Annotated in this window: 20 protein-coding genes; 9 read left to right on the top strand and 11 right to left on the bottom strand. The window is 37.3% G+C overall.

Annotation, left to right across the window (positions count from 1 at the left end; translation table 11 throughout):
• The first annotated feature begins 2 nt into the window (after positions 1 to 2).
• From AC3QLY_RS05975 to AC3QLY_RS05985, 3 genes are read left to right on the top strand one after another with little or no spacing between them, the layout of a single operon-like run.
• On the top strand, positions 3 to 1,685 hold the full coding sequence (locus AC3QLY_RS05975) for a peptidase domain-containing ABC transporter (protein WP_218330958.1): 1,683 nt from the start codon (positions 3 to 5) through the stop codon (positions 1,683 to 1,685).
• Positions 1,682 to 3,046 carry an HlyD family secretion protein gene (locus AC3QLY_RS05980; RefSeq protein ID WP_492990938.1) on the top strand — a complete coding sequence of 455 codons (1,365 nt, stop codon included), beginning with the start codon at positions 1,682 to 1,684 and terminating at the stop codon, positions 3,044 to 3,046. Before AC3QLY_RS05975 ends, AC3QLY_RS05980 begins: the two co-directional genes overlap by 4 nt.
• Before the next feature lie 36 nt (positions 3,047 to 3,082).
• On the top strand, positions 3,083 to 4,483 hold the full coding sequence (locus tag AC3QLY_RS05985) for a TolC family protein (RefSeq protein ID WP_218330956.1): 1,401 nt from the start codon (positions 3,083 to 3,085) through the stop codon (positions 4,481 to 4,483).
• A 1-nt stretch (position 4,484) separates the two neighbouring features.
• Here AC3QLY_RS05985 and AC3QLY_RS05990 read toward each other — a convergent pair whose 3' ends face one another.
• From AC3QLY_RS05990 to AC3QLY_RS06000, 3 genes are all read right to left on the bottom strand, one after another.
• The gene (locus AC3QLY_RS05990) at positions 4,485 to 5,255 is read right to left on the bottom strand and encodes an enoyl-CoA hydratase/isomerase family protein (RefSeq protein ID WP_074417834.1); all 771 of its coding nucleotides are present in this window, start codon (positions 5,253 to 5,255) and stop codon (positions 4,485 to 4,487) included.
• Between the two features lie 11 nt (positions 5,256 to 5,266).
• Positions 5,267 to 7,312: a phenylacetic acid degradation bifunctional protein PaaZ gene (gene paaZ / locus AC3QLY_RS05995; RefSeq protein ID WP_288071418.1), complete on the bottom strand. Its 2,046-nt coding sequence runs from the start codon at positions 7,310 to 7,312 to the stop codon at positions 5,267 to 5,269.
• A 169-nt stretch (positions 7,313 to 7,481) separates the two neighbouring features.
• Complete coding sequence (locus AC3QLY_RS06000; protein ID WP_074417832.1) at positions 7,482 to 8,060, bottom strand: adenylate kinase; 579 nt, start codon at positions 8,058 to 8,060, stop codon at positions 7,482 to 7,484.
• 331 nt (positions 8,061 to 8,391) lie between these two features.
• Here AC3QLY_RS06000 and msrB point away from each other — a divergent pair, with 331 nt between their 5' ends.
• The gene (msrB, locus tag AC3QLY_RS06005; RefSeq protein ID WP_228733164.1) at positions 8,392 to 8,865 is read left to right on the top strand and encodes a peptide-methionine (R)-S-oxide reductase MsrB; all 474 of its coding nucleotides are present in this window, start codon (positions 8,392 to 8,394) and stop codon (positions 8,863 to 8,865) included.
• Between the two features lie 120 nt (positions 8,866 to 8,985).
• A complete protein-coding gene (locus AC3QLY_RS06010) occupies positions 8,986 to 10,245 on the top strand; it encodes a pyridoxal phosphate-dependent aminotransferase (protein ID WP_218330954.1) in 1,260 nt (419 codons plus the stop codon).
• A 194-nt stretch (positions 10,246 to 10,439) separates the two neighbouring features.
• Here AC3QLY_RS06010 and AC3QLY_RS06015 read toward each other — a convergent pair whose 3' ends face one another.
• Positions 10,440 to 10,688 carry a hypothetical protein gene (locus AC3QLY_RS06015; protein WP_068242312.1) on the bottom strand — a complete coding sequence of 83 codons (249 nt, stop codon included), beginning with the start codon at positions 10,686 to 10,688 and terminating at the stop codon, positions 10,440 to 10,442.
• Positions 10,689 to 10,893: 205 nt separating this feature from the next.
• Between AC3QLY_RS06015 and AC3QLY_RS06020 the strand changes: the two genes are divergently transcribed.
• On the top strand, positions 10,894 to 12,006 hold the full coding sequence (locus tag AC3QLY_RS06020) for a glycosyltransferase (protein ID WP_492990942.1): 1,113 nt from the start codon (positions 10,894 to 10,896) through the stop codon (positions 12,004 to 12,006).
• 31 nt (positions 12,007 to 12,037) lie between these two features.
• Positions 12,038 to 12,973 (top strand): DMT family transporter, encoded by a 936-nt coding sequence (locus AC3QLY_RS06025; protein WP_492990944.1) that lies wholly within the window; start codon positions 12,038 to 12,040, stop codon positions 12,971 to 12,973.
• Here AC3QLY_RS06025 and AC3QLY_RS06030 read toward each other — a convergent pair.
• The 7 genes from AC3QLY_RS06030 to AC3QLY_RS06060 all read right to left on the bottom strand — a co-directional run bounded on the left by AC3QLY_RS06030 (position 12,933) and on the right by AC3QLY_RS06060 (position 18,766).
• Positions 12,933 to 13,436 (bottom strand): SixA phosphatase family protein, encoded by a 504-nt coding sequence (locus AC3QLY_RS06030; RefSeq protein ID WP_492990946.1) that lies wholly within the window; start codon positions 13,434 to 13,436, stop codon positions 12,933 to 12,935. The genes AC3QLY_RS06025 and AC3QLY_RS06030 overlap by 41 nt on opposite strands.
• A gap of 18 nt (positions 13,437 to 13,454) precedes the next feature.
• Entirely contained in the window at positions 13,455 to 15,302 is a 1,848-nt protein-coding gene (locus AC3QLY_RS06035) for an amidophosphoribosyltransferase (RefSeq protein ID WP_288071424.1), read from the bottom strand.
• Between the two features lie 55 nt (positions 15,303 to 15,357).
• On the bottom strand, positions 15,358 to 15,921 hold the full coding sequence (locus tag AC3QLY_RS06040) for an NADPH-dependent FMN reductase (RefSeq protein ID WP_492990948.1): 564 nt from the start codon (positions 15,919 to 15,921) through the stop codon (positions 15,358 to 15,360).
• A 135-nt stretch (positions 15,922 to 16,056) separates the two neighbouring features.
• A complete protein-coding gene (locus AC3QLY_RS06045; RefSeq protein WP_492990950.1) occupies positions 16,057 to 16,584 on the bottom strand; it encodes a YceI family protein in 528 nt (175 codons plus the stop codon).
• 43 nt (positions 16,585 to 16,627) lie between these two features.
• Positions 16,628 to 17,500 carry a pirin family protein gene (locus AC3QLY_RS06050; RefSeq protein WP_074417824.1) on the bottom strand — a complete coding sequence of 291 codons (873 nt, stop codon included), beginning with the start codon at positions 17,498 to 17,500 and terminating at the stop codon, positions 16,628 to 16,630.
• A gap of 21 nt (positions 17,501 to 17,521) precedes the next feature.
• Entirely contained in the window at positions 17,522 to 18,232 is a 711-nt protein-coding gene (locus AC3QLY_RS06055) for a pirin family protein (protein ID WP_074420746.1), read from the bottom strand.
• A gap of 75 nt (positions 18,233 to 18,307) precedes the next feature.
• Positions 18,308 to 18,766, bottom strand: a complete 459-nt coding sequence (locus tag AC3QLY_RS06060; protein ID WP_218330949.1) for a MarR family winged helix-turn-helix transcriptional regulator — start codon at positions 18,764 to 18,766, stop codon at positions 18,308 to 18,310.
• Positions 18,767 to 19,009: 243 nt separating this feature from the next.
• Between AC3QLY_RS06060 and sufB the strand changes: the two genes are divergently transcribed.
• Positions 19,010 to 20,455: a Fe-S cluster assembly protein SufB gene (gene sufB / locus AC3QLY_RS06065; protein ID WP_074417822.1), complete on the top strand. Its 1,446-nt coding sequence runs from the start codon at positions 19,010 to 19,012 to the stop codon at positions 20,453 to 20,455.
• Between the two features lie 33 nt (positions 20,456 to 20,488).
• Positions 20,489 to 21,250 (top strand): Fe-S cluster assembly ATPase SufC, encoded by a 762-nt coding sequence (gene sufC / locus AC3QLY_RS06070; protein WP_074417821.1) that lies wholly within the window; start codon positions 20,489 to 20,491, stop codon positions 21,248 to 21,250.
• The last annotated feature ends 27 nt before the right edge of the window (positions 21,251 to 21,277 follow it).

Here is a 21,277-nt window from a genome sequence, read left to right on the forward strand (position 1 = left end):
ATATGACAAAAACTGCAAATATTTCAATTATTGGTGCAGCAAAAAAATTTTTTGAAATTTTAAAGTTCGATAGAAGGGATATTTATGCTATTTATTTCTTTGCCATTTTAGGTGGGTTAATTTCACTTTCGCTACCACTCGGAATTCAATACATCATCAGTTTTGTACAGGCAAATACCATCTCAATATCAATTGTGGTGCTTATTTCAATTGTATTGATAAGTGTATTTATCAATGGTTTATTACAGATACGGCAGATGGAAATAATAGAAAAAATTGAGCAAAAAATTTTTGTAAGATATGCATTAGAATTTGCTGACCGTATTCCTAAATTGGATGTTGAAAAATTAGACCACTACCACCTGCCGGAACTGGTGAATCGTTTCTTTGATACTACTGCTTTAATCAAGAGTATTGAAAAAATTTTATTAGATATACCGGCAGCAATCATTCAAATATTTTTTGGTTTGGTTTTATTGTCCTTCTATCATCCTGTTTTTATTGCATTCGGTGCTTTACTGGTAATAGTACTTTCTGTTATCATTAAATTTACTTCACCCCAAGGTTTTGAAACCAGTTTAATTGCAAGTGATTATAAGTATAACATTGCCGCCTGGTTTCAGGAAATGGCTGCAGAAATTAAAACGTTTAAATATGCAAAGAAAACAAACATTCATATTAAGAAAGCCGATGAAGATGTAAATGGATACCTCATCGCAAGAACAAACCATTTTCGCATTTTAGTAATGCAGTATTGGAGTTTTATATCATTTAAAATTATCATTATTGCCACAATGCTGATTGTTGGGTCAATATTATTGGTGAACCAGCAAATTAACATTGGGCAGTTTATCGCCTCAGATATTGTTATCATTCTCATTATCAACTCCATCGAGAAATTAATTCAGTCGCTGGATAAAGTGTATGATACCCTTACTTCAGTTGAAAAATTAAGTAAGGTGGTTCACGCACCCATTGAAAATGAAGGCAGCATGCTATTGCCAAATAATAATGTTGGCGTGCAAATAACACTGAATCAGGTAAATTTTACCTATCCTGATGGTAAAATAGCCTTAACTGATATTCATGTAAATATACCTGCAGGCAGTTTGGTGCAATTGTGTGGTGCTTCCGGTTCAGGAAAATCATCATTTCTGCGTTTATTAACCGGGGCATTTAATCATTATACCGGTAATATTTTAATTGACGGAATGCCCATCAATAATTTTCAATTGGCCGATTTACGTGCCAAAACTGGTATTTTATTTGGCAGGCAGGATGTTTTTAAAGGTACATTACTCGAAAATATTACAATGGGGAATGAGGCCATTGCAGTGCAGGATGTTTTAAAATTGGCTGAACAAATCAATTTTCTTTCTTACATTAATGAACTGCCAATGGGACTGTATACACCGATTGATCCTGTTGGTAAACGATTGTCGCAAAAAATAAAAAAAGAAATTTTATTAATGCGTGCCCTGATTGGCGATGCACGTTTAATATTACTGGAAGATCCTTGTGCACACAAATCTGAACAACAAATGTTAGCCTTGCTTGAATTTTTAAGAAAGAAAAAAAGCAATGCTACCATTATTATAACAACCGAAACACCCGTGGTAAAACATTTGTTTGATATGTTCATTCAATTAGATAATGGTAAAATAATTTTTATTGAGGAAAAATGAATACAGAAAAATCAACTTATTTAAACATTGAAATTGAATCGGCAACAACAAATCATTCGTTGCAATCATTTCATTCTATCTATAAAATACACAAAAAAAAATACATCAAAAAATGGGTTATTGGCTTAATTGTTTTTTGTGTAATTGTACTTTTTTTACCCTGGACACAAAATATCAGAACCAAAGGAAAAATTACTACTTTACGTCAGGAAGCTCGTCCGCAACAGCTCAATACCATTCTGCCCGGTAAAATTGTAAAATGGTATGTAAAAGAAGGTGATATGGTAAAACAAGGTGATACCATATTACAATTGGGAGAAGTAAAGGTAGATTATTTTGATCCACAATTATTAAACCGCACACAACAACAAATTACTGCAAAAAAACAAAGTATTCAGGCTTATCTTGAAAAAGCTGCAACTGCCGATAAACAGGCTGCTGCATTAAAAAAAGGGTTGCAATTAAAATTAGCATCTTTCGATAATAAAATTGCGCAGCAACAATTAAAAATAGTGAGCGATAGTATGGATGTTTTAGCAGCTGTGAATGATGTAAATATTTATAAGCGACAAATTGAAGCTGCCAGGCTAATGCTGGATAGTGGCGTAATTTCATTAACAGATTTTGAAAAACGAAAAGCGAACTATCAAAATGCTATTGCAAAAAAAACAAGTGCCGAAAATAAATTTTTACAAAACAAACAGGAACTGTTGAATCTTAAAATTGAAAAAAACAGTGCCATTCAGGATTATACCGATAAAATTTCAAAAGCCGAAGGTGATAAGTTTGCTGCCCTTTCGCAAGTTGCTTCAACCAATGCCGAAGTAAGTAAATTAGAAAATATTTATACAAATTATGATATCCGAAATCAACTCTATTATATTACCGCACCTCAGTCTGGCCAAATAACAAAAGCTAAAAAAGCCGGGTTAGATGAAATTGTTAAGGAGGGGGATATGATCGTTGAAATTGTACCCGATTTCAGCAATTATGCTGTTGAAATGTATGTATCACCCACCGATATTCCGCTCATTTCTAAAGGGCAAGAAGTGGCTATTATTTTTGACGGATTTCCTGCCATTGTTTTTAGCGGATGGCCCGAATCGACATATGGCACTTTTACAGGTAGGGTTTCAGCTATCGAAAATAATATCAATACATCAGGAAATTACAGAGTGTTAATAGCACCGGATACTACCAAAAAACCATGGCCCAAACAATTAAAATTAGGTGGTGGGGCTAAATGTATTGCGCTGTTAAAAAATGTACCGGTTTATTATGAATTATGGCGAACCATTAATGGCTTTCCACCAGAGTACTATTCAGCAGAAAATAATTTTGAAAAAATATCAAAAAAATAAACTAATTTTTGAATGTGTAAATAGAAGTCATTTGATATGAAAGTATTTTTTATTGGTATATTATTGTTTTGCATCAACAGCTTTGCTTCAGCCCAAACTGAATCAGAGATTGTGTTTTCATTCAATGAGTATATACAAGGAGTGAAAAAAAATCATCCGGTTGCACGTTCTGCAAATCTGTCTGTTGAAAGTGCTCAGGAAGGAATTGTAGCCGCGAAGGGTGAATTTGATCCGAGCATTAGTTATACAAACAATCAAAAAACTTTTAACGGAACCAATTATTTCTATTATAACAATGCTGAACTAAAAATACCCATACCAATTGGTATGGATATTAAAGCCGGAGTAGAGGACAATGGGGGCAACTACATTACAAGAGAAGTAACAACAGGTAAAACAAGTTATATTGGTGCAGAAGTAGCAGTATTAAAAGGATTATTAATTGATAAAAGAAGAGCCGCTATTCAACAGGCTAAAATTTTAAACAGCCAGTCAGTTCAGGAAAGAAATGCAATGGTCAACGATTTACTGCTTGATGCAGCATTGCGCTACTGGCAGTGGTATGGTGCCTATGCACAAAAAAAACTGTATGAAAGATTTTTGGACGTTGCTAAAAACAGGTTACATTTAATAGTGATTGCTTACCAACAAGGTGATAAAGCTTTAGCAGATACTATTGAAGCGAATGCACAGGTTTTAAACTATCAGTTATTGCTGGGTGAATCAATCATTAAATTCAATAAAGCAAGTTTTGAATTAACCGATTTTTTATGGGATGAAAACGCAATGCCTTATTTTTTGCCCGGTCATTTTATTCCTGATACCACAGCACTGCAGGATTATATTGTTCCATTGTCATTGGATGATTTGATGAATCAGGCAGTACCTAATCATCCGGAAATAAAACAATATGAATTTAAGCTAGATGCATTGGAGGTTGAGCGGAAATTAAAATGGCAAAGTTTTCTGCCTGCACTAAATCTAAAAGCAAACTTGCTTAATAAAGGGTACAATGCTTTATATAATGTTGCTGATGCAGCTTTTCTTGAAAATAACTACAAGTTCGGCATTGATTTTAAAGTGCCTTTGTTTTTACGAACAGCCCGTGGTGAGTACAGGAAAACACAAATTAAAATTCAACAAACCAATTTAAGTTTGGCTTCAAAAAAATGGCAGATTCAAAACAAAATAAATTCTTACTATGTTCAAAATCAATTGTACGCAGCACAATTTCAGCAAGTTGCAGCTCTGATTAATAGTTTTGAAATTTTATTTAGAAATGAGTTGTTGAAATTTAATAATGGCGAAAGTTCTCTGTTTTTAATCAATAGCCGTGAATCCAAATTATTAGAAACAAGGCAAAAAATGATTGATTTACAAACAAAATTGGTTGTATCAAAATTTCAAACCGAGTGGGCTGCGGGTTTACTTTTTTAAACTATTTCCGCTTATTTTTAAATTGCTCAATAAACTTTTTGGTATAGTCGCTCAGCACCAATTTACCGCTAACGGATGCACGTTTGTGTAAAAGGTCATCCCAGTGTTCTGTTCCCTGCCAAAATACATGTTTCAGTTCTTTAATGGCAGTGATGCTGCTTTGCGATAAAAAGTTAGCCAGACGATGAATGCTTTCATCCATTCCTGAAATTTCAGCATGCAGCTCGGCATACAAGCCTTTTTGTTTGGCCCATTCTGCCGGTCGCCAGTTGGCTGCATCAATGGCTAACTGCGAAAAAGCAGATAATCCTATTTTTCTTTCTACTGCCGGTCCTACAACAAATGGCCCAATGCCTACTGCCAACTCGCTTAATTTAACATCAGCACCTGTTGTTGCAATGGCATAATCGGCTGTAGCTGCTAATCCTACGCCACCACCTACACATTTTCCCTGTATACGTGCAATAATGAGTTGTGGTGCTTTACGCATGGCATTAATAACATGGGCAAAACCACTAAAAAATTGCTCTCCGGCTGCTTCAGTTTGAATGGCTGCCAATTCCTCAAAAGAAGCGCCGGCACAAAAAGTTTTTTCGCCGGCAGAACGCAGTATAATCACTTTTATATCTGCATTAATGCCTTCATTGTGTATGGCTTCTGCTAATTCATGCAAAATTTTTCTGGGTAATGAGTTACTTTGTGGATGATAAAATTCAATGGTGCTAATACCATGACTTCTGTGCACTGATACATATCCATGATCGTTATCCATATAAAATTATTTTATTGTTTTTGTTTTTTTACCATCGTTAAAATGGTGGCTATACCTACCAATTCATTCGTATCATCTATCATTTCTACCAGCCATTTTACAATGCCCTTTGCAATATCAGTTGGTTCTTTTCTTTCCTGACTAATTTTTTCTTTACAGGTAAATTTAACATGCATTGACGTGCCCGGATATACCGGCTTGGTAAATCGCAACTCATCAATGCCATAATTCAACAATACCGGATTTTTTTCATAACTGTCTACAAACAAACCTGCAGAAAGGCTTAATAACAAATACCCATGTGCTACCTGTTGAGTGAACATGGTGCCTTCAAAATTGGTATTTCTTAAATGAGCATAAAAATGATCGCCCGATAAATCGGCAAATGCATCAATCAAATCGTGGGAAATGGTTACAGAGGGGGTAATCATTTGCTCACCAATCCTTAGTTCTTCAAAATATTTTTTGAAAGGATGAACGGTTGCAGCTATACCATTTGCGCCTTGTTGGTATTGTTGTAAAACAGCAGTGAGCATATCTGGCGAACCCTGAATGGCTACGCGTTGCATATAATGTTGCAGGCCTCTTAATCCGCCCATTTCCTCACCTCCTCCTGCACGTCCGGGGCCACCATGTACAAGCAGTGGCAATGGCGAACCATGTCCGGTATTTTCTTTGCCACATTGCTGGTTTAAAATCAATATTCTGCCATGATGAGTACCTGCTCCCAATACATAATTTCGGGCAGTTTCTGCAGATGCGGTAATAATGGTAGATACCAATGATCCCTTTCCTAATTTAGTAATGTGAATTGCTTCCTCTAAATTGTGATAGGGCATTAAAGTTGAAACAGGCCCAAACGCTTCAATAGCATGTACTTCGGGTGAATGCAGTGGGTTATTGTTTCGCAATAGTAACGGACTCATAAAGGCGCCTGCAGTAGCATCTGCATCCATTACCTCAACAGTATCTAAATTGCCATACACCAATTCACTGCTTTGTAATAATAATTGTACCTGATGAAGCACTTCTGCTTTTTGAGTTTTGCCTGCCAGGCTACCCATTCTTACTTTTTCATGCAATGGATTGCCAATGATTGTTTGCGACAGTGCTTTGCTGATATCTTGTTGCACTGCTTCAATTTTATTTTCCGGAACCAAAATGCGGCGAACACCTGTACAACGTTGTCCGCATTTTAAAGTCATTTCCTTTCTAACTTCCTTAATAAATAAATCCCACTCGGGCATTCCGGGTGCAACATCGTTACCCAAAACAATGGCATTCAATGAATCCGCCTCCATTGTAAATGATACGTTGTTTTGCACAATAGCAGGAGTGGTTTTTAGTTTTAATCCGGTATGTGCACTGCCGGTAAATGTAATGGTGTCTTGTGCATTCACTAAATCCAACAAATTCCCTGTACTGCCACAAAGCAGTTGTAATGCACCTTCAGGGAATATGCCTGATGCAACAATTTGTTTAACCACAGCCTGGGTTAAATAACATCCAACGGTAGCAGGTTTTACAATAGCGGGCACACCTGCTAAAAAATTTACTGCAATTTTTTCTAACATGCCCCATACGGGGAAATTATAGGCATTAATATGAATGGCAACTCCTTCTTTCGGTAACAATAAATGGTGCCCCATAAATGTATGGGCTTTGCCCAGCATGTGCGCCTCTCCTTCGGGCCAGTAGGGCAAATCGGGGAGTTTTCTTCTCAGCGATGCATATGAAAATAAATTACCGATTCCACCCTCAATATCTACCCAGCTATCTGCTTTGGTTGCACCGGTTTTGTAACTGAGGGTATACAATTCGGGCAAGTACTGTTGTAAATGCAGTGCTAAGGCTTTTAATAGTAATCCACGTTCCTGAAAAGTCATTTTCCGTAAAGCGGTATTTCCTTTTGTTCTGGCATACTCCATAATTGTAGCCATATCAAACCCTTCTGTACTGGCCGCTGCAATGTATTCGCCGTTTACTGCATTGTACAAAGGCTGCCCTTCGCCGCTGCCGGCAATCCATTTTCCTAAGATATAACTTTCTAATATCATTTCTTTTGTTAAGATTATTGCTGCAATAATGCGCTTCAAAAATAAGGAAAGCAGTATTTAAATACTAATGATTGTTAGTTTAAATTGAGGTTGCATAAATAAAAAACCCGCTTCAAGGTTTGTATACTCAAGCGGGTTAGCAGTTGGTTTTGGTAGTATCTTTCTGCTATTAAGACAAGCGTTTGTTAATTTCGCTGCATAAACTGTTAAAAATTTCTTCAACAGTACCTTCGCCTTTTACATCTACTACCTTATTAAATTTTGCGTAATATGCTTTTACGGCTGCTGTTTTAGCATTGTATTCTTCAATTCTGGCCCTGATAATAGCCTCATTGGTATCATCACTACGACCACTGGTTAAGCCTCTGTTCAATAGGCGTTTCACCAATTCTTCTTCACTTACTTCCAGCGCCAGCACTACATTTATCTGGGTATGTTTTAATTTTAAAAGTGCATCCAATGCTTCACATTGTGTTTTGGTTCTGGGAAAACCATCAAACAAAAATCCTTTGGCATCAGGATGATGCTCCAACGCAGAACTAATCATACCAACTACTACTTCATCGGGAACCAATTGCCCTTTGTCCATTAGGCTTTTGGCTTCCAAACCCAAAGGAGTTTGCGCTGCAATTTCGCTGCGTAATAAATCGCCGGTACTTAAATGTTTCAGGTGATATTTAGCTACTAATTTTTCACTTTGTGTTCCTTTTCCGCTTCCGGGAGGGCCAAACAGAATAATATTAAACATAGCCACACGCTCTTTAAATGAGGAACAAATATAAGCCTTGCGCTTTACATTTCCTTTAACAAATGAACAAACTACTGCGCTACCTGTTAATTATTTGGCTTTAACATTTGCCTCCAAACCATTTTCTGTCTATTTGCGTAGTTTTATTGTCTGCATATAGCATGCTGAAATTTTTTATAAAGCGCTTTGCAATGCATTCATAGAATCTCATACAATCATTGCTGGCAAGCAAATGGTTAAAACGAAAATCATGAAATTAAATTTATTTTCAATAACACTATTTTTGCTAATGAATAGTTGTTATAGTCAACCCCAAACAAAAACAACAGTTATGGAAAACAATTCCAAAAACGAATTTTCAAAAACCGGTGCAGATGCCGGTGCTGCCATTGTAAAAACCGATGCGGAGTGGAAAGAATTGCTTTCACCCGAAGTGTATTATGTGGCAAGAGAAAAAGGCACCGAACGTCCATTTACCAGTAAGTTTGAAACTTTTAAAGAAGTGGGTACCTATTATTGCGCTGTTTGTGGTAATGCATTATTTAAAAGCGATACAAAATTTGACAGTGGATGTGGTTGGCCAAGTTTTTATGAACCCATTAGTAAAAATTCAGTAATTTATTTACCGGATAACAGTTATGGCATGAAAAGAACTGAGGTGGAATGCGGTCGCTGTAAATCGCATTTAGGCCATGTGTTTGAAGATGGTCCGCCACCAACAGGGTTGCGTTATTGTATTAATGGCGTGGTTTTAGATTTTAAAAAGGCACAGGAAGCAGAAAAAAAATACAACGAGAATCATTAATAGTACATATGTATCATTCAATAGCGGCTCTTTAAAAGCGGTCGTTTTTTTTATGGCCACTCCGCCCGATTACTGTAATTTTGCTAACAGTTGTAAGTTTTAATCAATAAAAATTTGGAAATGGTAAAAGTAAGTAAGTTGGCTGAGAGCCTGATTGGTAGTGAAATTGTAAAGTTGGGCAATGCTATTACAGAACGCATTAAGAAAGGAGAAAAAATTTATAATTACACCATTGGCGATTTTGATTCTTCCGTATTTCCTATTCCTACCGAGTTGGAGCAATATATTATAGAAGCCTATCAAAAAAAGTTTACCAATTATCCGCCTGCAGATGGTATTGCTTTGTTACGTAAAGCTGTTTCGGCATTTTTGGCGCAAAGAGAGGGGTTGGTTTATGCTGAAAATGAAATACAAATTGCATCAGGTGGCAGGCCATTAATTTATACCTTGTTTGAAACATTGGTAGATGCAGGCGATAAAGTAATTTATGGGGTACCATCCTGGAATAATAATCACTACGTTCATTTAACACAAGGGCAACATTGTACCATTGAGTGTACTGCGGAAAATAATTTTATGCCTACAGCCGAAGCCATTGCACCACACATCAAGGGGGCTACGTTACTTTGTTTGTGTACACCGCAAAATCCTACCGGAACTACACTATCCAAAACATCTTTAGAGCAGATATGTGATATGGTACTGGAAGAAAATAACAACAGGCCGCCCGATGCAAAAAAATTATATGTGATGTTTGATCAAATGTATTGGACACTTACCTATGGCGATATTCAACATTATAATCCGGTTACCTTAAGGCCAGCAATGCGGGAATACACCATCTTTATTGATGGTATTTCTAAAGCTTTTGCAGCAACGGGTGTACGGGTAGGATGGGCAGTTGGTCCTGCTGCTATCATTGCCAAAATGAAGGCAATTTTAAGCCATCTTGGTGCATGGGCGCCAATGGCAGAACAGCATGCAGTTGCAAAATATTTGGGACAAACAGAAGCAATTGATCGGTATTTGAACAGCTATAAACAAGCACTTGAGTTTAGATTGAACAGTATTTACCAGGGTATTAAAGCATTGCAAAAAAAAGGATATTCTGTTGATGCCATTGCACCGCAGGCTGCTATTTATTTAACTGTTCAAATGAATTTAACCGGCAAAAAAACAAAGGAAGGCCAACTGCTTGAAAACCAGGATGCGGTTACAGGTTATATTCTATCTGAAGCTAAAATAGCCATTGTTCCTTTTTATGCTTTTGGCGCCGGCCGCAATAGCAGTTGGTACAGATTGAGTGTAGGTACCTGCCGGGAAGAAGATATTGTTCCTATGCTGAATGGATTGGAAAAAGCTTTGGCTGCATTACAATAACTGAAATAAAACGTATAAAAAAGAGGAAATTTCAAAAGTAAAATGAAGCGTTTGAGAATGGCTTAAATGAAAACTTTCTCCACCACCCCCCCCTTACCGAATAAAAAGAGGCTGCCTCGGACTTTTGAGACAGCCTCTCTTTTTAAAATTATTTTTGGATCAATAGGACGTGGAACAGGTGATGAAGGTGGCAATTAGTTTTTATTGCAGATAAAAACAAAAGGTTTGTATAACCGGTCTTTAATAGCTTGTTGCATTAAATGTTGCGAACGGATTATTTTCGATCGGTTCACATCAATTAATTCATTGGCAATACAAAAATTACGGAAACTTTCTGTTCGGTGCAGTAATAGATTTAATTGCGCAACTTCATTGGCAAAATCATCGGGTCCAATTAACTCGCTTTTAGAAAGTACTAAAAGATCTCTGCTGCTATTTTTCATATATATTTAATTCATTTGGGGATAAATGAAATTTTTTATACAGGTTTATAAACAGGGCACATACAATGTTTCTTATAATTAGATTTACTCAAAATTCCGCAGGAAACTAATCCCATCATCATTAATAATAACAGAACTATTCGTATTTTGTTGCGCTGATGAAACATGATTATTTTCTTCCGTAAAAATAAAAATACGGTATAAATTGATAAAAAAATCATCAACACCAAATATTTCGGTGAAAATTAAGGGCAAAAATGTATTGGTAGCACCATTAGATTGGGGGTTGGGTCATACAACCCGCTGTATTCCTATAATTAATGCCCTGATTATCAATCATTACCATGTAATTCTGGCTGCATCCGGTAAGTCGGCTGCTTTGCTGCAAAAAGAATTTCCTCATTTAACCATTGTTCCCTTAGCCGGATATCATGTTCAATATGCGCAAAGCAGTACATGGTTGCCAGTTAAATTATTGCTGCAGGTGCCTAAAATTATTCGTGCCATTAAAAATGAACATGCAGTACTGAATGAAATGGTACAGCAATATTCCATTAATTGGGTAATCAGTGATAACCGTTTTGGATTATACCATCCTGCTGTTCATTGCACCTTCATTACCCATCAATTAACCATTCTGGCTCCTTATCAATGGTTAAGAAATTTGCTGCAACGTATCAACTACCAATACATTAATCGTTTTGATACTTGTTGGGTGCCTGATATGGGCGGTGATGAGGGATTAGCGGGAATACTGTCTCATCCCAAACAATTACCTGCTATTCCAGTGCAATACATGGGAATGTTATCTAGATTTGAAAACACTGCTACATTCCATTCGGAATATGTTTATGATTATTGCTTTCTGTTATCCGGCCCCGAACCGCAGCGTACCCTTCTTGAAAATATAGTCCTTTCTAAAATAGAGCAGATAGATGCAAGTATTATTGTTTTGCGAGGGTTGCCAGAACAGGCAAATGCCATCAAAAGCAAACACAATATTTTATCACATTTACCGGGTAAGGCATTGCAACAGGTAATTGAGCAGAGCAAATTTGTAATTGCAAGAAGTGGTTATACTACGGTAATGGAATTATTATCATTGCAAAAAAAATGTTTTTTTATACCTACGCCCGGGCAAACGGAACAGGAGTATCTGGCAAAACGTTTAGCCGACTTACAATTATGTTTTATGGTGAAACAAGAGCATTTGAATATAGCAGAACAGTTAACAGCACTTGAACAGTTTCCTTTTAAAACTCTACAGCCCAAAATTTTTACCGCGCAACAATTAAAGTTGCTCATACAAAATCTTTAAAACCAAGTAAGCGTGCTGCTATATTTGCAATATGCTCAGTAATACCAGGTGGAATGCACATGCAGCCGTATTAATCACCAATCTGCTTTTTGGCGTAAATTATGCAGCCGTAAAATATATTACCCCTGCATTTATTTTACCTTTTGGATTAAACTTTGCGAGGGTAGTAACAGCACTGATATTATTTTGGACATTGTTTTTATTAAAGCCTGGAAACAGTGCCGGCATTGAACGCAAACATATTTCCTTATTTGTGCTCTGTGGTATTACAGGTGTAACAATTAATCAGTTATTTTTTATTAAAGGCCTGTCACTTACTTCTTCTATACATGCATCGCTACTTGCTTTGGCAACGCCCATATTCATTACATTCATTGCTGCATGTTTGTTAAAAGAACAATTATCTGTTGTAAAAATATTGGGATTATTAATGGGCGTATCAGGCGCTGTTATTTTAATTGTCATGAAACAAAATAGTGGCAACAGGCAAGACAGCCTTATTGGCGATTTGTATATTTTGGTGAACGCCATCTCTTATGCTTTTTATATGGTTTGGGTTCGTCCTTTAATGCAGGTATATAGCGCATTGCATGTAATGCGCTGGATTTTTACCTTTGGAGCTTTGTTTTTAATTCCCTTTTGCTGGGACGATTTTTTTGTAACCCAATGGTATGCTTTTGGCATATTTGAATGGCTGATATTGGCATTGATATGTGTAGGTGCCACATTTGTGGCATATCTCTTTAATGTGTATGGTATCTCAGTTATTGGCGCATCTGTTACGGGCAGTTACATTTATACTCAACCGGTATTTGCAGCTATTATTGCAGTATGGCTTTTGGGCGAACATTTTACACTCACTAAATTACTGGCAGGCTTATGTATTTTTATCGGTGTGTTTTTGGTGAATAGTAAAAAAAATGTATTTAAATTTTTTTGGGGGAATAGAAAAACAGAAAATGCTTAGGCGCTGCGCTGAAATCTTTCCAGGAAGCTGCATCTACAGCAATGCCAACTACCCCGCAGGTAGGTATGGGCACTATTTCTTGTTTAAAAGAGGAACATTTGTAGGCAAACTCTGTAATGCCCGGATTGTGTGAAAACAAGGCGGCTGACTGAATGGCATCATCTAATTTTTCAGTAACATGAAAAAAAGTATCTAATTCGGCGTCGTACAATTCGGGTGCTTCAGTAATTTGATTGTACAACAATTTTCCCTTTTGTTGAAAGGCTTCTAAAAAATAAGAGGCAGTGCTTATGGCTCTTAAAGCCGGGCTTGAAATAAAAGCATCTACCGTAATATTTTCTGCAATGAGTTTTTGGGCCATTTCAGCAGCCTCCATTTGCCCTCTATTGTTTAAAGGTCGGTCAAAATCAGTAAGTGCATCCAAACTACTTTTGGCATGCCGAATAATTAATAATTGCTTCATGATGCATTTAGCGTTTAATTAATAGCCTCTTACATTTTTCCCTTCCATGTAATTCATAAAAGCTTTATTGCAAACCTTGTTGCCACCAGGGGTGGGATAGTTGCCAGTAAAATACCAGTCGCCGGTATTGGTAGGGCATGATTCATGCAAATCTTCAATGGTTTGAAAAATCACTTCTACATCTAAATTTAATTCAGAAGGCGTAATTAATTGGGCAATTTCAGCCGATATTTCTTCTGTACTAAAGGGTTTATACACCTGCCGAACCATATTTTCGGTATGTAACTGATTGTTGCGTTCCATTTCTTTGCAGGTTTGGAACAACTGCTCCAGATCGGCTTCAATATCCCGTTTTTTGTGCAATGAAAGGGCTGCTTTAAAAGCAATGAAATCGCCCATTTTGCTCATGTCAATTCCATAGCAATCCGGGTAACGTATTTGCGGGGCTGAAGAAACTACAATAATTTTTTTAGGCTCTAAACGGGCCAACATTCTTATAATGCTTTCTTTTAAAGTAGTACCTCTTACAATACTATCGTCAATAACTACTAAAGTGTCTTCCTGTTTTTTTACGGTACCGTAAGTAATATCATAGACGTGCTGCACCATTTCATTTCGGCTATTGTCTTCTGTAATAAAAGTGCGCAGCTTCACATCTTTAATCGCTATTTTTTCCTGTCTTATTTTACGGTTAATCATTTCCTGCAGTTTATCTTCCGTAAAATCATTGCCCCAACTTAAAATGCGTTGAATTTTAATTTGGTTCAGGTATTCTTCCATTCCCTTTACTAAGCCATAAAATGCTACTTCTGCGGTATTGGGTATGTATGAAAAAATGGTTTGTTTTAAATTATAATCAATGCTTTCTAATACTGTTTTGCTTAGATGGTGCCCTAAGGCAATTCTTTCGCGGTAAATTTTTTCATCGCTGCCACGTGAAAAATAAATGCGTTCGAAAGAGCAGGCTCTTCTTTCCTTTGGGGGTAAAATTTGTTCAATGGCATATTTCCCATCATCATTTACAATTAAAGCACAACCGGGCATTAATTCTTTTACTTCATTTTCGCCCACATTAAAAGTAGTGCGTATGGCGGCCCTTTCACTGGCTGCCACAATAAATTCATCATGCACAAAATAATAGGCAGGTCTTATGCCATGTGCATCACGCATCACAAAGCTGTAACCGTTACCTGTTAATCCGCCAAAAGTATATCCACCATCAAACAATGGTGTTGCTTTTTTTAGCACTTGTGTTATGGAGGCCTGGTTGGGGTTTGCTTCATCTTCTTTTACCAAAAAATGATGCACCACTTCCATCATGGCAGCCAAATCGCTTTGTTTTTGAAATTCGCCGGGTTCAATATTCAGCAATTGATACAGTTCTTCCGTATTCACCAAATTAAAATTGCCGGCTAAGGCTAAATTCCTTCCTGGTAATAAATCTCTTTTTATAAAAGGGTGGCAAAATTCTGCATTGTTTTTTCCCTGGGTACCATACCGCAAATGGCCTAACATTAGTTCGCCCAGCATGGGTAAATGACCTTTTAATAATTCGGGCTGTTGTGTAATGTCTTTCTGGTATTTTTCCAGTTCTTGTACTTCTAAACCAATTCTATAAAATATTTCTGCAATAGATTGTGGAACAGCGCTGCGCATTCTGTTTAAAAATGCATAGCCATTGGGTACATTTAATTTTACGGAAGCAATACCGGAGCCATCCTGCCCACGGTTGTGTTGCTTTTCCATTAAAAGGTACAATTTGTTTAAACCGTAAAGGGCCGTTCCGTACTTTTCCAGATAGAATGATAAGGGTTTGCGTAACCGGATGAATGCCAAACCGCATTCGTGTTTTATTTCGTCGCTCATGTAAAGTTTATAAAAAGAAGTGGCGAAGTTACAACTCCGCCACTTTATTGAAAGGTTAATTATAGGAAGTTACCGTTTCGGGGTGCAAACTTTCTGCAAGCCATAAAAATTCTTTGATGAAATTGTCGATGTTTTTTTGAAAACTGCTATCCAATAGTTTGCCTTCGGGGCTAAATTTTTGATCAACAAAAGGGGTTACCAATAAATAGGGAGAAACTATGCCAAACAGGGCGGGTACCAGCAACAGTAATTGCTGTGCGCTGCGCATACCACCCAATGCACCGGTTGATGCGGTAACAATGCCAAACGTTTTATGTGGTTGTTTGGGGAAGTGATCCAATAAATTTTGCAATGCGGCGGAATAGCTGCCATTGTATTCGGGGGTTACCAAAATAAAGGCATCGGCTGCAAAAATTCTCCTGGCCAATGGTTTTAGATGTTCAGGAGCATGCTCTTCTGAAGTATATACCTGCTGTAAAAGCCCTATTTCCCAATCTTTTACATCAATCATTTGTACAGTATGTGCTGTATTTTCTGCCAAATAATTCTTTAAATAAATGGATAGTCTTTGGGTAACACTATCTTTTCTGGGACTGCCTGAAATAATTTCAATATTCATAATCAATATTTGTTGCTTAATTCAACAGCAAATGTGTTGGAAAGTTGCTTTTATGGTTTTTATTTCCGGAATAAAGCAGGATGAATAGCAAATGTTCATCCTGCCATTATTTTGAAATGGGTATTGTGCATGCTATCAGGCTTGTTTTGCCAGCTCAAAATTCATGTGTAATTTCACTTCATCACTTACTACTATACCGCCAGTTTCGGTAGTGGCGCTCCAGGTAAGGCCAAAATCTTTACGATTAATTTTTCCTTCTACTTCAAAACCCAATTTGGTTTGTCCCCAAGGGTCCACAATCTGACCGCCGTAAGAAACATCTAAAGTCACGGTTTTGGTAATATCTCTAATGGTTAGGTTGCCGGTTAAGCTGTATTTTTCATCATTTACTTTCTTAATATCGGTTGATTGGAAAAGCAGCTTTGGAAATTTGTCGGCTGCAAAAAAATCATCACTTTTTAAATGCCCGTCTCTTTGTTCATTGCCAGTAGTAATGCTGTTTACATCGGCTTCAAAGTTGATTTTTGCATCGGTAAAATCATCTTTCACAACTTGTAAACTCCCGTCGAATTGCTGAAATTTTCCGGTTACACTTGAAATCATCAGGTGTTTTACTTTAAATGTTACTTCACTGTGTGCTGCATCAATTTTGTAAGTGGCCATTTTTTTTGTTTTTAAAGTTTAATGAATAAATATGTGTTTGTATTTAAGATGTTGCTTCAATTAAAACCCCCATTTTGCCCATTTGGTAATCTTTAAACGATTGTAAAATTTCTGTTTGTGTATTCATTACAAAAGGGCCGTGTGCCGCAATGGGCTCGTTCAAAGGTTCGCCACTGCCAATAAATAAATTACTGTCTTCGATAGCATCAATGGTAAATGTTGTTCCATTTTGCTGCAACAATGCTAACCGGCGGGCAGCAATGCTTGTGTTGGAATTGAATAATATGGCCCCACTTAATACATACACCAGCGATTGGTGTGTAGCCGGAATATGAAAAGTATACACACCGCCTTTTTTCATTTGCACCATCCATGTATTGACTGGTGTAAAAGTTGGAATGATACCTTTAATGCCATCCAGTTCTCCGGAGGGGATTAAGATGTTGGTTAAACCATCTGATGTTTGAATGGAGGGTGTTTCCGCTTGCGTTGCGGGATAATAATGCGGCTGATCCATTTTATAGGCTGCAGGTGTATTAATCCAAACCTGTAACAATTCCTGTACACCGCCGTGTTCAAAAATATCGGCAGGTAGGCGTTCGCTGTGAATAATACCCATTCCTGCATGTATCCATTGGGTACCGCCTGCATATACTACATGATTATTGCCCCGGCTATCCTGGTGATGCACACCTCCTTTATAAATAAAGCTAATAGCCGAAAAGCCACGATGTGGGTGTGGACCAACACCCTGCAAACGGATGGGAATGGCAGGGTCTGCTTTGGCTATGCCATGATGGAATACTAAAAAAGGATCAAAAAAATTGCCGCTGTTGGGCAGTAATTCCAGCACATCAATACTACCAACTTGGGTAGGGTTACCGGAAATAAGTCGCTGAATATTTTTTGTTGACATGTTTTTTTGTATGTTTTATATTTATTGCAAAATGGGCACTTCCATTAATAAAATATGTGAGCCTGCCTGAACAGACAATGGAATGTTATCGGTTGCTGAAACCCCCAGCGCATCTCTTTTGTTTAATGTTATTTTGTTAACATTTGCGGCACCCTCTATCATAAAAATGTAAACGCCATGGTTCTTGTTCTGCAAACGATACTCGATCGTAGTATCTTTTGAAAATTTGCCCATGCTGAACCATGCATCCTGATTGATCCATAATGCATTTTCATCATTGGGTGCAACAATGGTTTTTAAACGGTTCAATAAATCTTCCTGCTGTAATGTGATTTGCTGATACCTGGGCGCAATATTTAAATTTTTAGGCATTACCCATATTTGTAAAAACTGTACCTGTTTGTCTTTGTTGGCATTGGTTTCGCTGTGCACAATGCCACTGCCTGCGCTCATTATCTGTACATCATTTTCTTTAATAATGGCATCACGGCCCGTATTGTCTTTATGATGTAAATCACCATGCAGGGGTATTGATATGATTTCCATATTTTGGTGTGGATGCGCTCCAAAGCCCATTCCCGGAGCAACAGTATCATCATTTAAAACCCTTAATGCACCAAAATGCATACGTTCCGGATTATAATAATCTGCAAAACTGAAGGTATGCCAGCTGTTTAACCAGCCATGTTGTGCATGACCTCTTGAAGCCGCTGTATGTAAAATGGTTTTCATGTTTTAATACTTTAAATTTTGAATGTGCTTATTTTGTTAATTATATGTATGTACATCTATCTACTTAAAAAATTTTTATACTTCTTTCGATCGGATTTTTTCGAGTAATGCATTGAGTTGCCTTGCTTCTTCATTATTTATTGCAAATTCAGTGGCTCGGTGTGTATCTATCGCCTCACTGCATTTTTCTAAAAGATTTACACCTAATGGTGTTAAATGAATTACCGTTTCACGTTTGTCAATTTGTGATTGCTTGCGTTCTACCAATTTTTTTAGTTCCAGTCTGTCTATAATTCTGGGCACATTTGAGTTTTTTTCAATCATCCTTCCTGCAATGTCTCTTACGCACATGTCATCCGGATGTTTCCCTTTTAAAATACGCAGTACATTAAACTGTTCATGTGTAATGCCAAATTGCTTTAAAATAATGGCCGATTGGGTTTTTAACCACCAGGCAGTATATAAAATGTTCAATGCCGATTTATGCACCTCGTCTTTAAATTTATTACTTTGTATGGCTTGTTCTAATTTCATAACACAAATGTATGTACATACATGCAATTTTTCAAATTTTTCTTATTTTCAATCAAAAAGGGAATTTTAGAAGCATCAGTCAATCGTGCTTTTTTAAATTTTTATAAAAACTAACCAACGGGAGCCTACTTTTGAAATGCAGAAAATTTAATTTTCTGTTTATACTATTTTGTACAAACAGTAAAAAGCTGTTAACTTTGCAGTTGTTACCGAATTGCTCTTCACGATAAAAAAACAGGTAGAATGAAAGAAGAAATGGATGTTTTGGAACAAACCATTGGTTCAGAGTACAAGTACGGGTTTGTTACAGACATTGAAACAGATACTGTTCCAAAAGGAATTGATGAATCAATTGTACGGCTCATTTCAAAGAAAAAAAATGAGCCTGAATGGATGCTGAACTGGCGGTTAAAAGCTTTTGCCCACTGGCTAAAAATGGAAGAGCCCCAATGGCCCAATGTAACATATCCACCTATTAATTTCCAGGATATTATTTATTATGCTGCTCCCAAAAAGAAAAAGGCCTTAAACGGATTGGATGAAGTAGATCCCGAATTACTGAAAACCTTCGAGAAATTGGGGATATCGATTAATGAGCAAAAACGATTAACCGGTGTGGCTGTGGATGTGGTAATGGACAGTGTGTCTGTAGCTACTTCCTTTAAAAAACAATTGGCCGAAGTGGGTATTATTTTTTGCTCTATGAGCGAGGCCATTCAAAACCATCCGGAGCTGGTCCAAAAATATATAGGCTCTGTAGTGCCCATGACCGATAATTATTTTGCAGCCCTGAATAGTGCTGTTTTTACCGATGGTTCATTCTGCTATATTCCCAAAGGGGTTCGTTGCCCCATGGAATTATCTACTTATTTCCGAATAAATACTGAAAATACAGGTCAGTTTGAAAGAACACTGATTGTGGCAGAAGAAGAATCTTATGTAAGTTATCTGGAAGGTTGTACTGCCCCTAAACGGGATGAAAATCAATTACATGCCGCTGTGGTTGAATTGGTGGCGCATCGCAAAGCCGAAATTAAATATTCGACTGTACAAAACTGGTATCCAGGCGATGCCAATGGTGCCGGAGGTATTTACAATTTTGTTACCAAAAGAGGTATTTGCTTAGGCGAATATGCTAAAATATCTTGGTCGCAGGTAGAAACAGGTTCTGCCATTACTTGGAAATATCCTAGTGTAATTTTGAAAGGCGATAATTCTGTTGGCGAATTTTATTCAGTAGCACTTACCAATCATTTACAGCAAGCCGATACCGGTACCAAAATGATTCATTTGGGCAAAAACACCCGTAGCCGAATTGTATCAAAAGGTATTTCAGCTGGCAAAAGCCAGAATAGTTATCGCGGATTGGTTCGGGTGGGTAAAAATGCCATCAATGCCCGTAATTTTTCTCAGTGCGATTCTTTGCTTTTGAGCGATCAGTGTGGTGCACATACCTTTCCTTACATAGAAGCTGCGCATCCATCAGCTGTTATTGAACATGAGGCCACCACTTCTAAAATTGGTGAAGACCAGCTTTTTTACTGCCGTCAACGCGGTATTGATACTGAAGCTGCCGTAGCGCTCATTGTTACGGGCTTTGCAAAAGAAGTGATGAATCAATTGCCTATGGAATTTGCTGTAGAAGCACAAAAACTGCTGGCTATCAGTCTGGAAGGAAGTGTTGGTTAAAACTAATTTTTTCATTAATTACATTTTAATAATATGTTATCTATTCAAAACATTCATGCTGCTATTGAAGGTAAAGAAATTTTAAAAGGAATCAATCTTGATATTCAACCCGGCGAAGTACACGCCATCATGGGTCCGAATGGTTCGGGTAAAAGTACGCTGGCATCTGTACTGGCAGGAAGGGAAGAGTATGAAGTAACTGAGGGCTCAATTGAGTTTCTTGGGAAAAATATGTTGGAACTTTCGCCTGAAGAAAGAGCCAGAGAAGGGTTGTTTCTTGCCTTCCAATATCCGGTTGAAATTCCGGGTGTAAGCACTACCAATTTTATTAAAACTGCTTTAAATGAAAAAAGAAAATACCATGGCTTAGAACCCTTAGATGCCGTAGCTTTTTTGAAATTAATGAAAGAAAAAATGCAGTTGGTTGAAATTGATAAAGCCCTGCTGACACGATCAGTGAATGAAGGCTTTTCAGGCGGTGAAAAAAAGAAGAATGAAATTTTTCAGATGGCGATGCTTGAACCGAAGCTCACTATTTTGGATGAAACAGATTCAGGATTGGATATTGATGCCTTACGAATAGTGGCCAGTGGTGTAAATAAACTGCGAAATAAAGACAACGCTATTATTGTTATTACCCATTATCAACGTTTATTGGATTATTTACAACCCGATTTTGTACATGTTTTGTATAAGGGACGTATTGTAAAATCAGGAACCAAGGAGTTAGCACTAACTCTGGAAGACCAAGGCTACGACTATATTAAAGAAGAGTTTGGGGCTACAACTATTTAAAATCAATTCCAAAAATATTCCAGTAAT

The sequence above is a fragment of the Hydrotalea sp. GW822-HT8A01 genome (assembly GCF_058798575.1).

What these genes read in the sequence shown, in the direction of transcription:
- AC3QLY_RS05975 (WP_218330958.1), top strand. Translation starts at nt 3, where the DNA reads ATGACAAAAACTGCAAATATTTCAATTATTGGTGCAGCAAAAAAATTT.
- AC3QLY_RS05980 (WP_492990938.1), top strand. Translation starts at nt 1,682, where the DNA reads ATGAATACAGAAAAATCAACTTATTTAAACATTGAAATTGAATCGGCA.
- AC3QLY_RS05985 (WP_218330956.1), top strand. Translation starts at nt 3,083, where the DNA reads ATGAAAGTATTTTTTATTGGTATATTATTGTTTTGCATCAACAGCTTT.
- AC3QLY_RS05990 (WP_074417834.1), bottom strand. Translation starts at nt 5,255, where the DNA reads ATGGATAACGATCATGGATATGTATCAGTGCACAGAAGTCATGGTATT.
- paaZ (WP_288071418.1), bottom strand. Translation starts at nt 7,312, where the DNA reads ATGATATTAGAAAGTTATATCTTAGGAAAATGGATTGCCGGCAGCGGC.
- AC3QLY_RS06000 (WP_074417832.1), bottom strand. Translation starts at nt 8,060, where the DNA reads ATGTTTAATATTATTCTGTTTGGCCCTCCCGGAAGCGGAAAAGGAACA.
- msrB (WP_228733164.1), top strand. Translation starts at nt 8,392, where the DNA reads ATGGAAAACAATTCCAAAAACGAATTTTCAAAAACCGGTGCAGATGCC.
- AC3QLY_RS06010 (WP_218330954.1), top strand. Translation starts at nt 8,986, where the DNA reads ATGGTAAAAGTAAGTAAGTTGGCTGAGAGCCTGATTGGTAGTGAAATT.
- AC3QLY_RS06015 (WP_068242312.1), bottom strand. Translation starts at nt 10,688, where the DNA reads ATGAAAAATAGCAGCAGAGATCTTTTAGTACTTTCTAAAAGCGAGTTA.
- AC3QLY_RS06025 (WP_492990944.1), top strand. Translation starts at nt 12,038, where the DNA reads ATGCTCAGTAATACCAGGTGGAATGCACATGCAGCCGTATTAATCACC.
- AC3QLY_RS06030 (WP_492990946.1), bottom strand. Translation starts at nt 13,436, where the DNA reads ATGAAGCAATTATTAATTATTCGGCATGCCAAAAGTAGTTTGGATGCA.
- AC3QLY_RS06035 (WP_288071424.1), bottom strand. Translation starts at nt 15,302, where the DNA reads ATGAGCGACGAAATAAAACACGAATGCGGTTTGGCATTCATCCGGTTA.
- AC3QLY_RS06040 (WP_492990948.1), bottom strand. Translation starts at nt 15,921, where the DNA reads ATGAATATTGAAATTATTTCAGGCAGTCCCAGAAAAGATAGTGTTACC.
- AC3QLY_RS06045 (WP_492990950.1), bottom strand. Translation starts at nt 16,584, where the DNA reads ATGGCCACTTACAAAATTGATGCAGCACACAGTGAAGTAACATTTAAA.
- AC3QLY_RS06050 (WP_074417824.1), bottom strand. Translation starts at nt 17,500, where the DNA reads ATGTCAACAAAAAATATTCAGCGACTTATTTCCGGTAACCCTACCCAA.
- AC3QLY_RS06055 (WP_074420746.1), bottom strand. Translation starts at nt 18,232, where the DNA reads ATGAAAACCATTTTACATACAGCGGCTTCAAGAGGTCATGCACAACAT.
- AC3QLY_RS06060 (WP_218330949.1), bottom strand. Translation starts at nt 18,766, where the DNA reads ATGAAATTAGAACAAGCCATACAAAGTAATAAATTTAAAGACGAGGTG.
- sufB (WP_074417822.1), top strand. Translation starts at nt 19,010, where the DNA reads ATGAAAGAAGAAATGGATGTTTTGGAACAAACCATTGGTTCAGAGTAC.
- sufC (WP_074417821.1), top strand. Translation starts at nt 20,489, where the DNA reads ATGTTATCTATTCAAAACATTCATGCTGCTATTGAAGGTAAAGAAATT.